Origin of the sequence: Tropicibacter alexandrii, assembly GCF_003667315.2 — a bacterium.
In the GTDB taxonomy this organism is placed as follows: domain Bacteria; phylum Pseudomonadota; class Alphaproteobacteria; order Rhodobacterales; family Rhodobacteraceae; genus Tropicibacter; species Tropicibacter alexandrii.
The window spans coordinates 331,675-350,701 of record NZ_RCTZ02000003.1 but is presented as its reverse complement, the minus strand read 5'-3'; the positions used below and the strand labels follow the sequence as shown (position 1 = coordinate 350,701).

The 19,027-nt window shown below is 65.2% G+C and carries 17 protein-coding genes; 2 read left to right on the top strand and 15 right to left on the bottom strand.

Annotation, left to right across the window (positions count from 1 at the left end; all coding sequences use genetic code 11):
• Positions 1-9 precede the first annotated feature (9 nt).
• Genes D8Z78_RS06185 through mraZ form a run of 6 tightly spaced genes read right to left on the bottom strand, consistent with a single transcriptional unit; the run spans position 10 to position 6,602 of the window.
• Complete coding sequence (locus tag D8Z78_RS06185; RefSeq protein WP_128910713.1) at positions 10-1,446, bottom strand: UDP-N-acetylmuramoyl-tripeptide--D-alanyl-D-alanine ligase; 1,437 nt, start codon at positions 1,444-1,446, stop codon at positions 10-12.
• A complete protein-coding gene (locus tag D8Z78_RS06180; protein WP_128910712.1) occupies positions 1,443-2,942 on the bottom strand; it encodes a UDP-N-acetylmuramoyl-L-alanyl-D-glutamate--2,6-diaminopimelate ligase in 1,500 nt (499 codons plus the stop codon). Before D8Z78_RS06180 ends, D8Z78_RS06185 begins: the two co-directional genes overlap by 4 nt.
• 40 nt (positions 2,943-2,982) lie before the next feature.
• On the bottom strand, positions 2,983-4,770 hold the full coding sequence (locus tag D8Z78_RS06175) for a peptidoglycan D,D-transpeptidase FtsI family protein (RefSeq protein ID WP_128910711.1): 1,788 nt from the start codon (positions 4,768-4,770) through the stop codon (positions 2,983-2,985).
• Positions 4,767-5,114: a cell division protein FtsL gene (gene ftsL, locus D8Z78_RS06170; RefSeq protein WP_128910710.1), complete on the bottom strand. Its 348-nt coding sequence runs from the start codon at positions 5,112-5,114 to the stop codon at positions 4,767-4,769. Before ftsL ends, D8Z78_RS06175 begins: the two co-directional genes overlap by 4 nt.
• A 1-nt stretch (position 5,115) precedes the next feature.
• Complete coding sequence (rsmH, locus tag D8Z78_RS06165; RefSeq protein ID WP_128910709.1) at positions 5,116-6,087, bottom strand: 16S rRNA (cytosine(1402)-N(4))-methyltransferase RsmH; 972 nt, start codon at positions 6,085-6,087, stop codon at positions 5,116-5,118.
• On the bottom strand, positions 6,087-6,602 hold the full coding sequence (gene mraZ, locus D8Z78_RS06160) for a division/cell wall cluster transcriptional repressor MraZ (RefSeq protein WP_240672010.1): 516 nt from the start codon (positions 6,600-6,602) through the stop codon (positions 6,087-6,089). Before mraZ ends, rsmH begins: the two co-directional genes overlap by 1 nt.
• 915 nt (positions 6,603-7,517) lie before the next feature.
• Between mraZ and D8Z78_RS06155 the strand changes: the two genes are divergently transcribed.
• Positions 7,518-7,994, top strand: coding sequence for a hypothetical protein (locus tag D8Z78_RS06155; protein WP_128910707.1), 477 nt, complete (start codon positions 7,518-7,520; stop codon positions 7,992-7,994).
• Between the two features lie 59 nt (positions 7,995-8,053).
• Complete coding sequence (locus D8Z78_RS24535; protein ID WP_164932899.1) at positions 8,054-8,224, top strand: hypothetical protein; 171 nt, start codon at positions 8,054-8,056, stop codon at positions 8,222-8,224.
• A gap of 12 nt (positions 8,225-8,236) precedes the next feature.
• Here D8Z78_RS24535 and D8Z78_RS06150 read toward each other — a convergent pair whose 3' ends face one another.
• Genes D8Z78_RS06150 through D8Z78_RS06110 form a run of 9 tightly spaced genes read right to left on the bottom strand, consistent with a single transcriptional unit; the run spans position 8,237 to position 19,007 of the window.
• Complete coding sequence (locus D8Z78_RS06150; protein WP_128910706.1) at positions 8,237-8,536, bottom strand: hypothetical protein; 300 nt, start codon at positions 8,534-8,536, stop codon at positions 8,237-8,239.
• Between the two features lie 10 nt (positions 8,537-8,546).
• Positions 8,547-11,477 (bottom strand): hypothetical protein, encoded by a 2,931-nt coding sequence (locus tag D8Z78_RS06145; protein WP_128910705.1) that lies wholly within the window; start codon positions 11,475-11,477, stop codon positions 8,547-8,549.
• 10 nt (positions 11,478-11,487) lie between these two features.
• Positions 11,488-14,778 carry a TipJ family phage tail tip protein gene (gene gpJ / locus D8Z78_RS06140; protein WP_128910704.1) on the bottom strand — a complete coding sequence of 1,097 codons (3,291 nt, stop codon included), beginning with the start codon at positions 14,776-14,778 and terminating at the stop codon, positions 11,488-11,490.
• Positions 14,775-15,176: an NlpC/P60 family protein gene (locus D8Z78_RS06135; protein ID WP_128910703.1), complete on the bottom strand. Its 402-nt coding sequence runs from the start codon at positions 15,174-15,176 to the stop codon at positions 14,775-14,777. The genes gpJ and D8Z78_RS06135 overlap by 4 nt, the downstream gene beginning before the upstream one ends.
• Positions 15,173-15,700 carry a DUF1833 family protein gene (locus D8Z78_RS06130; protein WP_240672009.1) on the bottom strand — a complete coding sequence of 176 codons (528 nt, stop codon included), beginning with the start codon at positions 15,698-15,700 and terminating at the stop codon, positions 15,173-15,175. The genes D8Z78_RS06135 and D8Z78_RS06130 overlap by 4 nt, the downstream gene beginning before the upstream one ends.
• Positions 15,697-16,122, bottom strand: a complete 426-nt coding sequence (locus D8Z78_RS06125; RefSeq protein ID WP_128910702.1) for a hypothetical protein — start codon at positions 16,120-16,122, stop codon at positions 15,697-15,699. The genes D8Z78_RS06130 and D8Z78_RS06125 overlap by 4 nt, the downstream gene beginning before the upstream one ends.
• Entirely contained in the window at positions 16,119-18,341 is a 2,223-nt protein-coding gene (locus D8Z78_RS06120; RefSeq protein ID WP_128910701.1) for a phage tail length tape measure family protein, read from the bottom strand. Before D8Z78_RS06120 ends, D8Z78_RS06125 begins: the two co-directional genes overlap by 4 nt.
• A gap of 1 nt (position 18,342) precedes the next feature.
• Entirely contained in the window at positions 18,343-18,675 is a 333-nt protein-coding gene (locus D8Z78_RS06115) for a DUF1799 domain-containing protein (RefSeq protein WP_164932898.1), read from the bottom strand.
• Positions 18,676-18,695: 20 nt separating this feature from the next.
• Positions 18,696-19,007 (bottom strand): hypothetical protein, encoded by a 312-nt coding sequence (locus tag D8Z78_RS06110; RefSeq protein ID WP_128910699.1) that lies wholly within the window; start codon positions 19,005-19,007, stop codon positions 18,696-18,698.
• Positions 19,008-19,027: the final 20 nt, after the last annotated feature.

The following is a 19,027-nucleotide window of genomic DNA, read 5'->3' as shown; positions in this document are numbered from 1 at the left end:
GGTCCGCTCCTACCCGTCCACATCCGCGGGGGCTTGGCGCATTTTGCGGATCGCGTCAACCACGCGCCCCACCCCCATGCTGAGCGAGCCCTTGGCCAGCACAACATCGCCGGAATCGAGATCATGCACGACCCGCCCTGCCATCTTCTCGGATGTCTCGGTCCAGTGACCGCGCTTGTGCTCTGGCAAGGCCAGCCACATCTCGCGCATCAGCGGGCCGATGCAATGCACCACGTCGATCTGCTCGACCGCAGGCAGGGCAGCGATGTCGCGGTGTAATTGCTGCTCGGCGGCGCCCAATTCCTTCATGTCACCGAGATAAGCGATCCGTCGCCCCTTGGAGATACGTCCCACGCCATCCGTCGGCATCGCCGCCGCCAGCACCTCGAGCGCGGCCGCGACGCTGGCCGGGTTGGCATTATAGGCGTCGTCGATCAATTCGACCGTCTGGCGCGTGTCGACGGTGTCCAGCTGAATCCGTTCCCGCAGGCCGCGCCCCGCCCCGGCATTCCATTGCGCCAGCGACGTGATCGCCAGCGCCCGGTCCCGTCCCAGCGCATGCACGACCGCCAGAACGCCCATGGCGTTCACGGCAAAGTGACGGCCCGGCACCATGACCTTGTACAGGATCGGCGACCGCCAGGCCCGGCCTTGCGCAACGGTGCAGGTGTCGTGGATCGTCACCTCGGTGACGCGGTGATGCGTGCCTACGCTCTCGCCGAACGAGATGGCCTGCGACGCTTTCGCCTCGGCCGCAGCGGCAAGGATCGGGCTGACCGCGAGGTCGCCATTGTAGACGGCGACGCCGCCCGGCTCCAACCCGTCGAAGATCGCGGCCTTCTCGCGCGCGATGCCTTCGATGCTGTCGAAGGCCGCAAGGTGCGCCGGGGCGACGATGGTCACCATGGCCACATGCGGGCGCGCCATCCGCGCCAGCGGCGATATCTCGCCCGGATGGTTCATGCCGATCTCGATCACGGCGAAATCCACGTCACGCGGCATCCGGGCCAGCGTCAACGGCACGCCCCAATGGTTGTTGTAGCTCTTCTCGGCGGCATGGACCGTGCCCTGCCCGCCCAGAACGGTGCGCAGCATCTCCTTGGTCGACGTTTTGCCGACCGAACCGGTCACCGCGACCACCTTGGCCCGCGTCCGGGCGCGAGCGGCGCGGCCCAAGGCCTCCAGCCCCTGCAAGACATCGTCGACCAGCAGCAAGGGGGCGTCGTCTGGCACGCCCTCGGGGATGCGGCTGACCAGCGCCGCGCCCGCCCCGGCCTTCAACGCCTGCGCGACGAAGTCATGCCCGTCGCGCGCAGCTTTCAGGGCCACGAACAAATCGCCCTTTTCGATGGTGCGGGTGTCGATCGACACGCCGGAGACCGCGAAAGGGGCCAGCGCGCGGCCCCCGGTGGCTTCAACCGCCTCGTCCGATGTCCAGAGCATCACAGGCCTTTCCCGTCCAGCGCGGCCACGGCCACGCTGGCTTGTTCAACGTCGTCAAAGGGATAGACCGTGTCGCCCACGATCTGCCCGGTCTCGTGGCCCTTGCCACAGATCAACAGCGCATCGCCCGGTGCCAGCAGGTCAGCCCCACGCAGGATCGCCTCGGCGCGGTCGCCGACCTCGATCACATGTTTGTCGCCAGCGGTTTCGGCCACGCCCGCCAGCACCGCGCGGCGGATGTCGGCCGGGTCCTCGGAGCGCGGATTGTCATCGGTGACGATCACGATGTCGGCGTGTTTCCCGGCGGCCATGCCCATCAGCGGGCGCTTGCCCCGGTCGCGGTCGCCGCCCGCGCCGATCACCGCGATCAGGCGGCCCATCACATGCGGGCGCAGGGCTTGAATGGCCGTCGCGACGGCATCCGGCGTATGCGCGTAATCGACAAAGATCGTCGCGCCGTTGTCGCGCGTTGCGGCCAGTTGCATGCGCCCGCGCACGGTGCCCAGCAGCGGCAGCATGTCAAAGACATCCTCCGGCTCGCCCCCGACGGCAATGACCAGCCCCGCCGCGAGCAGCACGTTTTCCGCCTGAAAGCCGCCGATCAGCTGGAGGCGCTCCTGCCGGACCATCCCTTCGAAACTGATGCGGATTTCCTGCCCTGTCGCATCGAAACGCTGCGCCATCAGGCACAGATCGGCGGCGTCGCGGCCAACGGTCAGCACCTCCTGCCCGCGTGCCTTGGCAATGGCCAGCATGTCGACACCACGCGCATCGTCGAGATTGATCACCGCGACGCCATCCTCGGGCAGGACACGGGCGAAGAGCCCGGCCTTGGCGTCGAAGTAATCCTCGAAGCTGGCGTGGTAATCCAGATGATCCTGCGTGAAATTCGTGAACGCCGCCGCACTCAGCGTGACCCCGTCCAGCCGACGCTGCGCGAGGCCATGCGACGACGCCTCCATCGCGGCGCATTCGACGCCGTTCTCGGCGGCCTCGGCCAGCATTCGGTGCAGGGTGATCGGCTCGGGCGTGGTGTGGCGCGACGCCGCCTGCCAGTCGCCCTCGACCCCGGTGGTGCCGATATTGACCGCGCGAATGCCCATCTCCTGCCAGATCTGCCGGGTGAAGGTGGCCACGGATGTCTTGCCATTGGTGCCGGTGACGGCGACCATGACCTCGGGCTGCTGGCCGAACCACAGGGCAGCGGTATAGGCCAGCGCCTGACGGGGGTCTTCGGCGATGATCAGGGCCGGGTCGTAGTCGGCAATCGCCTCAGCGGCCAGCCGCGCGCCCTCGGCATCGGTCAGGATCGCCACCGCGCCGTTTTCAAGCGCCATCGGGATGAAGTCGGCGCCATGCACCTTGGTGCCCGGCAGCGCCGCGAACAAAAAGCCCTTGCGGACCTCGCGGCTGTCCACCGCCAGACCGGTGACGCGCGCCTCGCGCCCGCCCCGTGCCGTCAGTCCCAGGTCTGTCAGGCTCTTGTCGCCTTGCCCCATGTTTCGCTCCCAAGCCACATTTTGCTGGTCGCAAGACGCCTCAGCGGGACACCTTCACGACGCCCTCCAATTGCCCCAACTGGTAGTCCGGGCGCAAGCCCAGCAGCGGCGCAATCCTGCCGATCATCTCGGCGGCGACGGGCACAGCCGTCCAGCCTGCGGTGCGGCGCGGCCGGTCGCCGGTCATGTCGGCGGCCTCGTCCAGCGTCACGATCAGCACGTATTTCGGGTCATGGGCCGGGAAGATCGACGCGAAGGTGTTGATGTTCTTGTCTTTATAATAGCCGCCACGGGGTTTCAGCTTTTCCGAGGTCCCGGTCTTGCCGCCGACATAATAACCCGGCACCTCGCCAAAGCTGGCGGTGCCCTCGGTCACGACCTTACGCAACATCACCTGTGCGGCCTCGGCCACCGATTTGGACACGACCTGCGGTCCGTCCTGCGGGCTGGTCTGCTTCAGCAGGGTCGGCACGACGCGACGCCCGTCATTGGCCAGCGTCGCATAGGCGGCGGCCAGATGCAGCGGCGAGGACGACAGACCGTGGCCAAAGGACACGGTCGCGGTCGACAGGTCCGTCCAGCGCTTGGGAAGCAGCGGCTGCCCGCCCTTGGCCTCGATCATCTCCAGCGGGACGGGGTCGAAAAAGCCCAGCGATTTCAGGAATTCCTGCTGCCGGGTCGAGCCGATGGCCAGCGCCAACCGCCCGGTGCCCCGGTTCGAGGATTTGACGATCACCTGCTCGACCGAGATCTTGCCGTAATTGTGGTTTTCGAACTCGCCGATGATTTCGCCGCCGACCCTGAACGTGCCGGAGGTGTCGATGATCGTGTCCGCATTGACCAGCCCCAGTTCCATCGCCTGCGCGGCGGTGAAGATCTTGAAGGTCGAGCCAAGCTCGTACAGCCCCTGAAGCGCGTGGTTGAACAGCGGGCTGTCGGCGGCCTCGCCTTCGGTCAGGGGACGCGGGCGGTCGTTCGGGTCGAAATCGGGCAGCGAGACGAGGCTAATGACTTCGCCGGTCTTGACGTCCATCAGCACGCTGGCGGCGGCCTTGGCGTTGAGCAGCTTCATCCCCGCATCCAGCACCTCTTCGGCGGCGGCCTGCACGGTCAGGTCCAAGGACAGCTGCAAGGGCGCGCCTTCGCGGGCCGGATCGCGCAGCAGATCCTCGAAATAGCGCTCGACCCCGGCGGTGCCGATGACCTCGGCGGAATGCACGCCCTCCTTGCCGAAGGAGGACCCGCCCAGCACATGCGCCGCCAGCGCGCCATTGGGGTAAAGCCGCATCTCGCGCGGGCCGAACAGCAGGCCCGGCTCGCCGATATCATGCACGGCCTGCATCTGCTCGGGGCTGATTTTCTTTTTGACCCACAGGAACTTGCGTTTCGGGTCGTTGAACCGGGCGGCCAGCTTTGCGGCGTCGAGATCGGGAAAGATCGCCGCCAGTTCGGTCGCCGCGCGGTCCGGGTCGATCATCTGCTGCGGATGCGCGTAAAGCGAATGGATCGACATGTTGGTGGCAAGGATGCGGCCGTGCCGGTCGGTGATGTCGGCGCGGCTGGCAATGATCGATGCGCCGGTATGGACGGCGCGCGGCTCTGCCGGTTCCGACGCGGCCAGCATGCCCATGCGCGCGCCCACGACGCAGAACGCGCCAAAGAACATGACCGCCATGACCAGCAGGCGGCCCTCGGCCCGCATCCGGGCCTTGTCGCGCATCTGTTCGTGGCGGATGCGCAGGTTTTCACGCTCGATCGCGTCGGGGTTCTCGCCCTTTTGGCGGGCGTCGAGAATACGCGCCAGCGGGCGCAGCGGTGTGCGGATCATTCGCTGGCCCCCGTGCTGATGATGTCGATGGGTTCGCTGATGTCGATCTGGGTCTCGGGCTGCGGATAGGCGACCTGATCGATGCGCCCGAACTGGTCGGGGCGCAGCGGCAACAGGCCCAGCTTGTCAAAGTTCAGGTCGGCAAGGTCCTTGAGCCGGTCGGGGCGGTTCAGATAGGCCCATTCGGCGTTCAGGATCGCCAGCCGTTCGCGCGCATCGCCGATTTCGCGGCGCAGGTCATCGACCCGGTCCAACTCGGCCTGCGTGGCGTAGTTTTCGTGATAGGCCCAGTACCCCGAGGCGATCACCGCCAAGGCGGCAAGCATGAAGAGAAGGCTGCGCATGTCACTGTCCTCCTGTCATATCGGGCATGGAAAGCTCTGCCGCCGCGATGTCCTGCGCGAGCATCGTCGTGCGGCGGGCCACCCGCAGCTTGGCCGAGCGCGAGCGCGGGTTGTCCTTCAGCTCCTGCGCGTCGGGCCCAACGGCCTTGCGTGTCAGGATTTCAAAGGGCGTCTCGGGGGTGGCCTCTTCTTCGCGGGCGTAGCGGTTCTTGTGGGTCTTGCGGTCGCCATGGGCCTGGAAAAAGCGTTTGACCATCCGGTCCTCGATGGAATGGAAGGTGACGACCGCCAGCAGACCGCCGGGTTTCAGCACGCGTTCCGCCGCCATCAGCCCACGCCACAGCGCGCCGTATTCGTCATTCACCGCGATGCGCAGCCCTTGGAACGACCGCGTCGCCGCATGCGCCTGCCCCGGCTTCGTGCGGCCAATGCTGCGCTCGATCAACTCGGCCAGTTGCAGCGTCGTGGTGAAGGGCTCGACCTTGCGCGCCTCGACGATGCGACGGGCGATGCGGCGGCTTTGCCGTTCCTCGCCGTACAGGTAGAGGATATCGGCGATCTCGGCTTCCTCGGCCTCGTTGACGATATCTGCGGCGGACCGGCCTGTCTGCGACATCCGCATGTCCAACGGCCCGTCCTTCATGAAGGAAAAGCCCCGCCCCGCCTGATCCAGCTGCATCGACGACACCCCAAGGTCCAGCACGACGCCATCCACGGCCTCGGCCACCTTGTCCATATTCGAGAAATTTTCCCGCACAAGGGTGATCGGCCAATCCTTGACCCAAGCCTCGGCCATCTCATGCGCCTGCGGGTCCTGATCGATGCCGATGACGCGCGCGGCACCCGCTTCGACCAGACCACGTGCATAGCCCCCTGCCCCGAAGGTCCCGTCGATCCAAGTGCCACTGACCGGCGCCACCGCCTCCAGCAGCGGTCGCAAGAGAACGGGGACGTGAGGCGCATCAGAGGCCATCACAGGCCCTCGTCTTCATCATCGTCATCCAGCAGCATGAGCGGATCGAAATCCTCGGCCTGCTCGTCGAGGAATTCCTCGGTCGCGGCCAGTTCTTCTTCGTAGGTTGCCGGATCCCAGATCTGGAAGGTGTCGACGTTGGACGCGAACTGCGCCTCGGACGAAATGCCGATCTTCTCGCGCAGCTTGGCGGGCAGGACGATGCGGCCCGTCTCGTCAACGGAAGTGGTCACGGATTGGGTCGAGAACAGCCGTTCCAGCACGCGCCGTTTCTGGCTGCCCCGCTTCATCCGGCTGATGCGGTCCTCGACGTCTTCCATTTCCTGAATGGTGTAGCATTCGAGGTACTTGCGGCGGTGGTCGCCATAGACGATCACGAAGTTGGGGTTGAGGCCATCGGTCCAGTCCGGGTCGCCCGCTTCGAGGACACGGCGAAACGGGGCCGGAATGCTGACCCGCCCCTTACCGTCCACCTTGTTGGTGAACTCGCCTCTGAACCTCAGCCTGCGGCCCACTGCCTGGCCCCTCATTCCCCCGGTTGAAACGAAATACGGCGGGTTGATCTGCTGCCACTGATCAACCCGCCGCCTGACCCGCTGTGCGGGTGTCTCCGACTGCGCGCGCCACCTGGGGGGATGTCTGCTCGCCCGCGCGCCGGATCCTCTTGTTCACGATGAAAGCGGTGCCTGTATGAACCTGCTCTTTTGTTATTTTGGGAGTTCGCTGTGGGGTCGTTTGGTGCCCCGTGTTCCGCTCTCCATCGTGTGAACTATGGATGCCATGGGAAATCATGGGACGCAACTGTTTTCTGTGGGACCACAGTGCTGCATCTTGTTTCAGAGTGTCTCGCCAAACAAGATATGGGGTCGAATTGAGGCGGAAATCCGGCAAATACGGTGCTTCATCAAGACAGGGCCACTAGATATGGACCAAAGCGAGACCAGAACTTTTTTCCCACAATTTCCCAGTTTTTTCGCACCACCCACGGCACACGCGCGAGGATGCCCGTGATACCAGCCTAAAATAGGTAGTTATCCACAGGGATTCACCCCCGAATCGTGGTTTTTGATTCGTGTTGGCCGAAAATCGCCACTTCGGACCATGAAAAACCACGTCCGGTCCCATGCCGTCCCATGGCGCGTCCCACGCTATCCCACAAAGGACCTGTCCAAGGCGATCAGCTCCGCTGTATGTAGCGTGACGCGTTTCTTTGCAGTGATTTACACAGTCTTTTACAGCAACGCAGTTTTCCGTGGGGGCGGCTTGTGGGGGCCGAAACCGTTCAAACCGGGCACCCTGCCGACAGCGTTAAACGGTCCTTGAAGGGCTCATGGCCGCTGGAACCGTTAAATCCTCGTTACAGGCTCGACCGGCGTCGGTAAGGTCCAAGTAGGGATTTGATGGTACGCGTTGGAAGAGAGGTGCCCTCCATGGCGGAGAAAGATCAATTGTCGAAGCTCGTCGAAGCTGCGCCGTGGGGCGTCTGGGCCATCCGTTGGGCTATATCGACCGCCACAGCAGGCGGCATAGCATTCCTTGTCGCAGACTATGTGGTTGGGGCCAACACCGCCAGCACCAACCGGACCTTCGACACTCTCAATGCCAGCCTACAGCTCCTCAACGAGACCATCCTCGAAAACGCTGCAGCCACGCGGTCACTGTCGGACCAGATGCAAGAACTGCTGCGCAGGAGCGAGGTGCAGTCCGCCACGCTGGCACAGCTCGACGCCAAGGTGAGCGCCGTAACCGGGGCGGTCCAAGACGCTGGCATCGACATCCGGATCAGCAGCGATGCCAGTGAGGATGGGAAGTCGATCGGTCTGGCTGATTTTAAGCGAGCCGTTGGCGTTTCCGACGATGCCCCGATCTATCTGCAGATCGGACCTGACGCGTGGCCCGAACAGTAGATCGGCCTTAGGAACTCTCGTTCAAGCTTTCTTTAACAGTTCGTTCTACTGTCGTTCTCATGGCAGTTCGTTTTTACAAACCCGATGAGTTGGTCACCCTGACGGTCCCGGTCTTTGGCCGGCCCGTCCGCATCTTGTGGCCGAAGGATGCCCTCTCCGCGCGGGAGCTTGAGGCGATCCGCGTCAGCCAAGAGGCTGACGCAGCGGGTGGGGACGAGCTTTCACTCTAGAACGTGCCGGGATCAGGTGGCGGCTTCGAGGCGCACGTACTCCAGCGCCGTCTCGACGGCCTGATCCACGATCCACTCAGGAAGCGGGACACCGTGACGGTTTGGCGGCGGGCCATCGCCTGCCTCGACCATCTCCTTGCGCCGTGCCACGATCCGCTGAAGCTCAGTCAGCGACTTCAAAGCGCGATGCATGTGAGCGGTCTGAGGCTGCGCCGCAATGGCGTCGATCAGCGCGCCTACATGTGGCAGCGTGTCATCCTGCGCGATGGCCGCTTCCATCTGTGCAATCAGGTCCGTAAGGGTCTGTGACATGTCCGTCTCCTTATCCAATGGTCCAGGCTGCGGCCCCGTCGGCAACGACGCGCACCTTGGTCGATCCCCCACCAGTGGGCGCGGCCCCCAGCGCAGGGCTGGTTGCATCGGTCACGAGGCACGAGGTGTCAGCGGGCATGGCCGCGGCGGGCGGCAGATTGGCAACGGTGGATTTCGGAGCGTCCGGCGTGCCCTTGAACGCACCGTTCACAACGGCGAACACCGCGCTGTCCTTCGTGGTGCTGATGCCGGCATGGAACGGGTCGCAGGTACCGGCGCCGTCCAGCCAGAGCTGAGCGCGCAGGTTTCGCGCGACGCTGCCATCTTGCACGACCTTGAACTGATAATAGAGGCTGCGCGGATCCGCCGTGATCAGCCGGAACCGGCCCCAATCGTCCACCGAGCCCAAGGCCGTCCAGGTCTCGCTGTCCCAGTTGTAATACTCGTTGTTGATCGTGTCCCACAGGGTGAGACGGACGAATTGATGTGCTTCTGCACGGATCGCGAGCCAAAGCCAGAAGGTCTCGGCCGAGGCCCCCAGCGCGGCATCCAGGCGGCAGTAAATCCGCGCCTCGGTCCCGCCATCCGACGTGTCGAAGTTCGACAGGCGCACAAAGCCCGGACCCGTCGTGAAGTCCGGATGATAGTCGAGCACCGGATGGAATATCCCCCCGACCATGTTTGTTGCGGTGCCAGTCGCTCCGGCTCTCTCGTCCACGAAATTGGTCGATTTGCCGATGATAGAGGCGTTTTCACCGACGACTTTCCCGGGCGTGAAGGCGGCGGCGTCCAGCGTGCGCCAGCGCACCTGGTTGTCGCGCCCGCTGTCGCGGAAGGACCATGGGCTCACGTCATTCTGAGCCCACTTCTGGGAGGACCGGATGAAGGTGTTGTTCCGGCTCTCGCTCTCGCAGATGATCTTGGCACCATCCACACCGCCGAGATCGAACACCCCACCCATGCAGCCTTGGTAGACACTGTCAGCCGTCGCGCTGTTGTTCTTGAGATAGACGGTCGTGCGCCCCACACCTGGTCCGGAGCCCCACTGTGCGATGTGGCCGATGCGCGGGGCAAAATGCCCGCCCTGCACTTCGAGCAGCGGCACGTCGAGGTTGTTCTCGGAATAGATGTTCTCGATGACCACGCAGGAGTTGTTCTGATAACTCTGGCTGGTGGTCAGGTCAGCGTCGGTCGAAAGGATCGGCGCCGACAACAGGATGTCGCCACCGTCATTGCCCTCGACCCAAAGCCGCGTCGTGTTCAGCCCCGACATCCGCCCGACCGTCAGGCCCCGTCCGACATTATAGTTGAAGCAGCAGTCACCGCCGCTGATCTCGAAATTGCCGACGATGCCCTTGAAGTTCGCACCGTCGCCGCCGGAGAAACGGACCGTGTTGTCACCCCAAGTCAGACCGTACCCCTCGAAATAGACGAGCGTAGCCGTCAGCGGGTTGTTCTGCGCCCCGCCCCATTGGGTCGACGGGTTGTTGCCGTCGAAATAGACTCCGACAACGCCGCCCTGGCTGGTGCTGGCCGCGATCAAGTGCATCCAGCTCGGCATCCCGCCCAGCAGCTGGAAGCCGGTATGCTTTTTGCTCGCGCCGCGTAGGCCGTGGATCGCCTTGCCGTTCAAACCGTTCTTGCTGATGCTGACATAGGCCCCTGCGATCACGCGATAGAGTGTGCCGACCGTCGGGTCGCCTTCGTTGTCCAGTTGCGTCTCATCCGCCGCAACCCGGATCACGTCATAGTCCGACAGCACGGCCAGCCCGGCATCCGCATCGGCCTTGGTTGCGTAGGTCTCCTTGTAGTTCTTGTCGCCGAACCCGCGCGTCTTGTACCAGCCGCGCAGTTCCCATGCCCAGGCGTCCTGTTGAGACACGAGGTATTCCCAGCACGCCTGACACGCCGTCGTGTCGTCGGCGCCCGCTGTCGCCCCGAACCACTCGGCGTGAATGACCCCGAAGTGGATCCGCTCCCAACAGCCGCTCGCACCTGTCAGATCGCTGGCGGGCGGGATCCTGACGCCGCCCTGCGGATCAGCGGCGACTTTGCTCGACTGATTGCCCGCGAGCCATTCGAAATGCCCGCCTTTGAGCGCGTCCGTCACCACGCGAACCTCGCCGGACTGGCCAGCTGTCGCCGCCATGGCGGTCACACTGGCGTAGCTGCGCGTCAGCTTCACGGCAGCGCCCCAGGCTGACCCGTTGTAGACCCGGAATGTCGGCACATCTCCGGCGGTCTCGTCGCGGATGATCAGCGCAACCTCGCCAGCGGCAGGTGACCCGGGAAGCGCCGCGTAGGAGGCGACGACGTAGTCAGCATTTGCGCCAGCGGCGAGCGTTTCCACGGCGCTTCGGTCTGCTGCGGTGGTAGCTGCATTCGTTGCAGCAGACGAGGCGCTCGACGCGGCGGACGTGGCGCTGGATGACGCGGAGAGCGCCGCCGCACTGGCCTCATCCGCGTCCTCGGAAGCCGCCGTGGCCGATCCTGCCGCCGCATCCCGCGCGTCCTCAGACATGCCCTGTGCGGTCTCGGCTGCGGCCTGTGCGGCCTCTGCCGCCGTCTGGGCGACGGCAACCTCGGCCAGTGTTGCCGTGGCCTGACGATACACCCAGTTGCCCGCATAGGTCGTGGTGCTGGCCCCGTCGACCATGGCGACGATCTGGTCGCGCGCGGCAAAGGTCACGCCGTCGATCGTACCCGGGCCGCTGGCCTCCCAGAACTCGCCCGCCGTGGTCGAGGTCGGAAAGGCTCCGCTGCCCGGGTCCCATGTGCCCTGGTAGCTGAGACCCGCAAACAGCCCGCTCAGCGCCTCGGACGCGGCCACCTGAAGTGCGGCGTGGTAAGCCGTCTGAAACAGCAGACTGCCGTCCCGCTGAACGAGATAGCCGTCGGCCAACGTGGTGCTCTGCAGTAGATCGGTGCGTTGTCCGCTCATGGTTTCAACCTCATTTTATGGTCGTTGCAAAGGCGCTTGAAGACGGTCCGACCGTCGCGCCATTGAGGGGAATGAAATGGTAGTCGAAAGCCCCGGCCGGCGCGCAGGCGGCGGTCAGGAGGAAGGCCCCCACAGCGTCCAGCGCCCCGTCGAAATCCGACGATGCGGTCAGAACGAGCGTGTCGTTTCCGGTGGCTGCGGTGACCTCGACCGAGGTCGTGCCGTTGGCAGAGATGGCTGTGCCTGTGACGGGCGTGCCGCCGGTCAGGCTTGGCGTCACGGTGCCCGCCGTGGCGCTGCCGAGTTCGGCGAAGATGCGATAGTCGTCGCCCTCGATGAGGCTGACGGCCTGCGTCAGATCGCTGGAGCTGCCGATCGTGTGGATGGCCTGCCCGCCGGTGATCGCCCAGCCACCGCCTGCCGTCCATCCGGCGCCGGTATCGAAGCCCGGGTCGCCGAGCAGGTTGACCCGCGTCGGATCACCATCAGCGAGGCTGACTGCGATGCCGGGTGTGACGGCGATGGTGGCGATCGCATGGGTCGTGGCGTCGAAGGTCTCGCCATCCGGCACCCGGCAGATCGTGACATGCGTGGTGTTCACATCGGTCGCGGTCAGGGTGATGGCCGTGTGCCCCAAGCCTCCGATGACCGAGATCGACGCCTCGTCCAGCGCAGCCGGTGCCACGGGTGCTGCATAATCGACGGTATATTCCAGCGCGGCACTGGTGGCGCCCGGCAGGCCGTCGAGGTTGTACGCGGTCAGGCGCAGCTCGATCACGTCCCCATCATCATAGGCCAGCGCGACAGTGCCCTCGGCCCCGGGAATTGCCGCTTCCTCCCACGTCGAAGCACCGGACTGGCGATGTTCGACGATGATCTCACCGACATAGGCGGCGGCGCTGCCCGTGACCCGCGCCGAGACGAGCAGATCGAACTGCTCGGATATCCCGATCCCGGCAAACTCCGGCACGCCTGGCAGCGAGATCGAGGCAGAAGGCACACCGATGGCAGGCGACCAGTCGGTGACGGCATGCGCTGCGGCCAGCGCGTCGAGTTCGGGCGCGTCGTTGACCAGCGTGATCTGGAAAGCCATGTCCTCGGCGGGATCGATCTGGACCACGCGGGCGCGCTCGGTCTCCTCGCCCAGCCCGCCGAACCAGACCAACTGGCCCGGCTCCGGGCGGTCCTGGCCGACGATGACGCGCAGCAGCCGGGTGTCGCCGGTCTGTCCGGTAACCTCGACCACCACGGCCTCGGTCGTGTCCTCGGTGTCGAGTTGGAAGCTGAGGCCGTAGCGGCTGCTGCCCTCGATCGTAACCTGCTCGTCCAACACGATCAGATCCCCGTCGACCCTGCTGACCCGCGCAGCAATCTGCCGCTCATCGAGAACGAAGTGGGACAGAAGAACCGTGTCGCCACGCGTGACGGTGCGCAGAAGCCCGTCCTGAATGACGGTCCAGCGATCCCGGCGCAGGTTGGCCTCGTGCATCATCCGGATGATCTCGAGTTCGATCTCTGCCGGGTCGGTCTTGCCGGGCAGACTGCGCTCTTCGGTCAGGTCGATCGGCGCACCATCCGGCAGGTCGATCCACGGCACGAGCATTTCGCCCTGCTGGTAGTCGTTGGTCGCATCCGAAAACCGCACCCGGATGGCATCGGGGGGCTCGATATAGCTGCGCGCACCTTGGAAGGCGCGGCTGTTTCGCGGGCCGATATGCGCCACGGGGTCTTGTGCGCGGTCGATCACCACAGACCAAAGCGCCCCGTTCATGCGCGGGCTGGCGCGACCGGCGGCACAGATCGCGGCCAGCACCTCGCCCAGGCTATCGCCCTGCTCGTGGATGCGGTTGTAGGTCAGGCCGTTGGTGACGCAGTAGGCATGCCAATCCTGCACCGCGTCCCAATCGATGCCCCCCGCGCCAACCGGCCAAGCATTTCCCGCCGCCTGCAGCACACCCACGAAATGTGAGGCAGGGTTGTCCGGCAGGTCCTCGGCCCATGTCGCGCCGTCCCAGTCGGGCGCGTAGCGGGTGATCTGAGCGTTCAGGCTGTCGAGCGTGCCCGCGAGCTGCTTGCTCGCCCGCATCCGGACAGCAATGAGAGACAGCGGCTGGTCGAAATTCAGGGGCTTTCGGTACCGGAAGGTTTGCAGCGCGGCCAGAACGCATTTCGACCGCTGGTCATCTTTCAGGTGCTCATTGCTCAGACGGGTCAGTTCGATGTCCCATTGCCCGGCAGCCGCCGGCGTCCAGCGAAACTGGAACAGCGATCCCGGATCGAGCTTCTGGTTGAAGTTGAACTCGGTGATGTCGGTCCACGGATCGCTGCTGCCCGCTGGCCGCGCCCGCAGCCGCAGGTCCAGCTTCAGGCGGATCACGTCGCCGTCATCGTTGACCTGCGCCAAGCCTTCCGGGAACGACAGGATGATCGCCAGCGCATCGGCATTTTTGGCGCTGCGCTTGATGACCGGTGTCTCGATCGAAGGCTCGCCTTTGATCCTGTCACCCGCCGCATCGACGGGATACGGGCGTGTCAGCTCTGCACCGATGGCCTCCTCGTAGACCTGATAGGGGTAGAGGGTGATGTCTGCGTCCGTGTCGCGTCCTTCGCGGATCTCGATCTCGACGTCTTCGAATTCCTCGATCGGCGTGTCGCCGATCCGGATGTCCTCAAACTTGACCGGGCCGTAGCCTGCCGTGAACAACGCGCGCACATATTGATCGCCCGCTTGCACCTCGGCATAGGGCCGCGCCGCGAAGATCGGGGCATAGCGGATCGAGCCACGCAAATCCGGGATGACCTCGTCGGGGCGCATCTCATTGCGCCAACCGCTGATCTCGTGCTGTTCCTTCCGCTTCTTGCCCGCTCCCGGCAGATCGAAGGACGGCGTCAAGGCGGACAGAGCCGCCATGCCGATCCCGCCAATGGCAGCGACAGAGCCAGCAAAGACCGCCGTCGTCCAAAACGACGACAGGCCACCCGGACCAGCAATCGCCCAACCGATCGAATTCGTGACAGCGAGCGCGAGCTGAAAAATCGTGCTGACAGGGTCACCCGGCACCACCCGGATCAGCACGTGAACCCCCGGATGCGGCCAAACCCGCGACCACATGTGCGGCGGTATTGCAGAGACCTGGTCGCGGTAGCAAAGCAGCACGCGGACGCGAGCGCGGTCGGCCCGCGGCAGACCGGGCAGGACCTGGGCGACGATCTCCTCGATCGACATGGTCGGTGCCAGCTCGAAGCTCCGCGTGCAGTGCTCGGGCCGCAGATGCGGGATGTAGGTGACAGGCACGGTCATGCGACGGCCTCGTGCCGATAGGCGCCCACAAAACGCGGCCCCCAGGGCGCGGCGCAGCGGTCCACGATCACGGCCCCGCCCGCTGCGCTGTGCAGCATGCGCCGGGCATCCAAGGCCACGGCCACATGGGTCGCATGTCGCCCTTGGCGAAACAGCAGCGCATCGAAGGCCCGGATTTCGTCGACAGCGCGCCAAGGCGCATGCGTCGCGCCCGCCTGAAGCAGCGCCGCGACCTCGGCCCGCTCGGTCTGGCAAGGATGCACGCCATGATACGGCGGCAGCGCGATGCCGAGCTCGTCGCGGTATACTCGCGCCAGCAGCCCCCAGCAATCCAGCAGGTTCCCGACCCGGCCCAGCGGCGCGTGGGGAATACCCAGATAGTTGACCGCCCAGCTCATGCGAACAGCCCCGGAAATCGCTGCTTGGTCATGCGCGCAAATGGGAACATGCCGTCCTCGATCGGGCGACGTGTCATGACGATCTCGATCGCGGCCGCGTCGTAGGACGCGTCGATCAGGCGCAAGTCGCGATACTCGACCCCATCGGGCGTATCGGGGTCCGACGCCAACATGACGGCGATATGTACCGATGCCTGCAGATTGACGGACCGGATCATCGGGACCAATCCCGGATCGATATTGGCAAAGCGCATCCGCGCCGCCGGCGGGGCATCCTCGGCGTCGCCGGGCAGCTCGATCTCCATCCCCACGAAGAGATAGGGTTCGGTCAGAGGATTTGCGCCGTTCCAGGCAGAGCGTGTGCCGTAGGTGATCGGCTCGACCGAGAGGCGCTCGGTGTTGTCGCTGGACAGGCGGATCGGCGCGACCAGCGACGGATGCTCGATCTGCACGAGCACCAGTGCGACCTCGTCGCTCTGAGCCGCGTCATTGGCCTGCCGGGCATTCAGGCTGACCCAATTCATGGCAGCACCCGCACGGCAAAGGCGACGTTGAAATGCACGCCTTGAACAGGGCCTTCAACAGGCATTTCGTCGCCCATCTGGCACAGCCATTGGCGTGTCGCCAGCAGCGGAACACCTTCCGGTGTCAGCAGAGGCACGCCGTCCGGTGTCAACAAAGGCCAGCCGTCAGTGGACGGATCCGGCATCCAGAACGGCAACGAGCCATGGGCCAGTGTCAGCGCCACGAACCGGTCAAAGATGTCGCGCTGGATCCTGTCCAGCCGCATCGTCAGGGTGACCAGCTCCGAGACCGAGCTGTAGCGGCGCGACAGGCTGACAGGCCCCGTCTCGTTGATCCGCGCGCGGCGCGGGTCCATAGCCTGCCGCTGCCAGCCGGAGCGCAACGGGCGCGGCAGATCGGAGGGCCAGACTGCGACCGTCATCGCAGCACCATCGGGGGGCGCACCCCACGCTGTCGGAGTGCTCGGTTTGCCGAACTGCCCGGGCGCGTCATGGCATCGGCCACCTGATCAGCGATGACGAACTTGAACAGGCGTCCGCCTTCGGGCGTGCGTTCTTCGCGGGTCTCGATCTGGACACCTTTGGATTGGTCGATGAACTGGAAGACCGGCGCGGCCATGGACCAACCGCCGCCACTGGATATGGCACCGCCCTGGGCAAAGCCGGGCAGCGGTGCTCCGGAGTTGATCGCCTCCAGCAGCGGGCGGTATTTGGCGGTGGCCTCGGCATTGACCATGAACTCGCCCGCGCTGCCCTTGATCGGGCCTTTGCTGGTCATCATCAGGATGCGGTCATCCTTCGGGCCACCGTGGCCGTAAATCATGCCTCCACTGTCATAGCCCGGGATCTCGCCGCCGCCCTTGAACCCGAACAGACCCATCAGCCCGCCGCCGAACAGCATGCCGAGCGGTCCCTCGCCAAAGATCAACGCCTGCATGGCGACATCCCAGAGCTTGTCCTCCAGACGCTGAAGCGCCGCGACCCCGGCATCCCCGCCCTCGCGCCAGGCGTCAAAGAAGTCGCGGACGGTGTCGCCAGTCATGTCACGGGTCTCTTCGAGCCGCTGCTGTGCTGCAGCCTCTTCTTCGCGCAAGGTGATGAGCTGCTCGATCTCGGCCCGCTCGGCGGCTGTCGCGCTGGCCAGCACCTCGCGATTGCGGATCATCTCCTTCTGGGCAGGGTCGTGTTCGCGCGCGAGGTCAAGGTCGAGTTGAAGCTGTGCGATGAGATCGGCGACCGCATCTGCTTCTTCCCGCGCCGCTGCCGCTGCCGCCTTGCGACCACTCGCTCGGCCCTCTGCCGCTTTCGGCAGCGAGGGCAGCCGGCCATCGGGAGCATAGGTCTGCAGGCTGGTCTGGTTGCGCATCGAGGTTTGCGCACCGCCATAGGCCGCGGCTCCGGCAGCCAGATCGGCATATTCCAAAGAGGCGAGCGCCTTCTCCTTCTTCGACATCTCTTGCGCGATGCCCACAGCCAGTTGCCAGCCGCGCTCAAGCCGCGCGACCAGCACATTCGCGCCGCCTATACCTGACGAAAAATCGATGCTGTCTATGGAGCCGACCAGCCTTTCGGCAATGGCACGCGCACCATCAAGAGAGGTCGCCAAACGCCCGGCCTCGCCGGATTGCTCCTGCATGGCCAGCAGGGCTTCTGCCATCAGGCGGATCTGCTCGTCTTCCTCGGCAGTGATCTCCCCGTCCGCTGCCGCCAATTGGCGGGTGACATCGAGCAGGCCCTGCATAGCCACGATCTGCGCCTCCAGATCGCCTTTGGCGGCCGCCAGCGCATCTTGCTGGCGCACGAACTCTGCGGTCATCGCGCGCGCTTCGGCACGCGCCTCACGCTGCGCATCCGTAAAGGCCAACCCGATGTTGACATCGAAGAAGTCGGCGATCCCGCTCCTGCGGTCGCCGTCCCCTGCGATGCCGAACAGATCGGCCAAGGATTGGTTGACGCCATCGATTGCCCGCTGAGCGTCAGAGCGGGCAATTTCCTCTAGCAGCAACAGGGTGCTGCGCACCTGACCCGCAGCCTTGCCGAAGCGGTCGCGCAGCTCATCCGTCGAGGCGGAGGCCAGTTCAGACGCATCCGTGTAAGCCTCGACCGCAGCACGGAGATCATCGAGATCATCGGCCAACGTCTGGGCTTCACGAGAGCCTGATGTCAGCCAGTTCGTCAGCGCGGCGCCCGCCGCGATGGTGCCAATGGTGATCAGGTTGATCGGGCTGATCATCGAAACGAAGGCCGAGCCTAGCGCCTTGGCTGCACCCGCCGCCCCCATCGGGCCGATCACCTGGGTGATCTGCGTACCCTGTTGCACAGCAAGCTGCAGCGGGTTCTGGCCAGCCATCAGCATCACGCCGATATCGTTGAACTGGGCGGTCAAGTTGCCAACACTGCCCGCCGCCAGCGTGTGGGTCTGCGCCACGTCGCGGGCCTGCGTATTGGCGTTGCGCAGCATCTGGGCGGCGCTGCCCGACTGTTGTTCGAGCGAGGTCAGCGACTTGGTCGCGGTGCTGCCGCCTTTTGTTACGCCCAGCAGCTCGGCCCGCAGCTTGTCGAGTTCGGCGGCAGTGCCCCGGATTTCGACAGCGGCCTGCTTGCCGTCTGCGGTCAGTCTGGCGTGGAAGTCCAGCGACATGTCATCCCTCGTTCAGCGCGCCGCGGGCGCCTGCCTCGACCAGCCGGAGATCCGCGAACAGCTCCGGCGTCATCTCGATCCCGGCCATCCGCCAGGTTGCCTCGCAGGCGCTGTAGTCCAGCGCCTGGTAGATCGGCGGCGCGCCCCAGCGCGGGATCACCCGCCACTGCTCGCGCACCACCAGAAACGCCGCGACCGCCTCGACATGCTCGGGCCACACGCCCTCGTGGTGATCAGCCTCGGCGGTCAGGGCATCGACCGGAATGCCAAGCACTGCGCAGTCGGCCTCGAATTCCGGATCGCGGGCCGAAGCGGACCAGAGCGCGCCGGTCACGCTGGCCCGCCCGGCCCATCTCAGTTTCCCGTGCGGATCTCGCGACGGCCTTCGAGATAGCCGCGCAGCAGGCCAATACGGATGTCGGCAAAGCCCAGCATCTGGCTCTTGAGGTCCTCAGAAAACCGGATCGGGTCGCCGCCCTCGCCCTCGATGCCGTCGAGGTGGGTCACCAGCTTGGACAGCAAGGCGATCTCGCCGTCGCGGCCCTCGCCGCCCAGCTGCTCGAACTCCTCGTCCGAAATAACCTCGAAGGTGGCGGTGAAGTCCTCACCGGTGGCCAGCGTGATCTTTCGGCTGAAGGTGCGGGGCTTTGCGATACAGAAGGTCATGCTCTTGTCCTTTCGGGGGG

Bases quoted from the DNA above. Each gene is read 5' to 3' on its own strand.
- D8Z78_RS06180 (WP_128910712.1), bottom strand. From the start codon at position 2,942: ATGGGGCAAGGCGACAAGAGCCTGACAGACCTGGGACTGACGGCACGG.
- D8Z78_RS06175 (WP_128910711.1), bottom strand. From the start codon at position 4,770: ATGATCCGCACACCGCTGCGCCCGCTGGCGCGTATTCTCGACGCCCGC.
- ftsL (WP_128910710.1), bottom strand. From the start codon at position 5,114: ATGCGCAGCCTTCTCTTCATGCTTGCCGCCTTGGCGGTGATCGCCTCG.
- rsmH (WP_128910709.1), bottom strand. From the start codon at position 6,087: ATGGCCTCTGATGCGCCTCACGTCCCCGTTCTCTTGCGACCGCTGCTG.
- D8Z78_RS06155 (WP_128910707.1), top strand. From the start codon at position 7,518: ATGGCGGAGAAAGATCAATTGTCGAAGCTCGTCGAAGCTGCGCCGTGG.
- D8Z78_RS24535 (WP_164932899.1), top strand. From the start codon at position 8,054: ATGGCAGTTCGTTTTTACAAACCCGATGAGTTGGTCACCCTGACGGTC.
- D8Z78_RS06150 (WP_128910706.1), bottom strand. From the start codon at position 8,536: ATGTCACAGACCCTTACGGACCTGATTGCACAGATGGAAGCGGCCATC.
- D8Z78_RS06145 (WP_128910705.1), bottom strand. From the start codon at position 11,477: ATGAGCGGACAACGCACCGATCTACTGCAGAGCACCACGTTGGCCGAC.
- gpJ (WP_128910704.1), bottom strand. From the start codon at position 14,778: ATGACCGTGCCTGTCACCTACATCCCGCATCTGCGGCCCGAGCACTGC.
- D8Z78_RS06135 (WP_128910703.1), bottom strand. From the start codon at position 15,176: ATGAGCTGGGCGGTCAACTATCTGGGTATTCCCCACGCGCCGCTGGGC.
- D8Z78_RS06130 (WP_240672009.1), bottom strand. From the start codon at position 15,700: ATGAATTGGGTCAGCCTGAATGCCCGGCAGGCCAATGACGCGGCTCAG.
- D8Z78_RS06125 (WP_128910702.1), bottom strand. From the start codon at position 16,122: ATGACGGTCGCAGTCTGGCCCTCCGATCTGCCGCGCCCGTTGCGCTCC.
- D8Z78_RS06120 (WP_128910701.1), bottom strand. From the start codon at position 18,341: ATGTCGCTGGACTTCCACGCCAGACTGACCGCAGACGGCAAGCAGGCC.
- D8Z78_RS06110 (WP_128910699.1), bottom strand. From the start codon at position 19,007: ATGACCTTCTGTATCGCAAAGCCCCGCACCTTCAGCCGAAAGATCACG.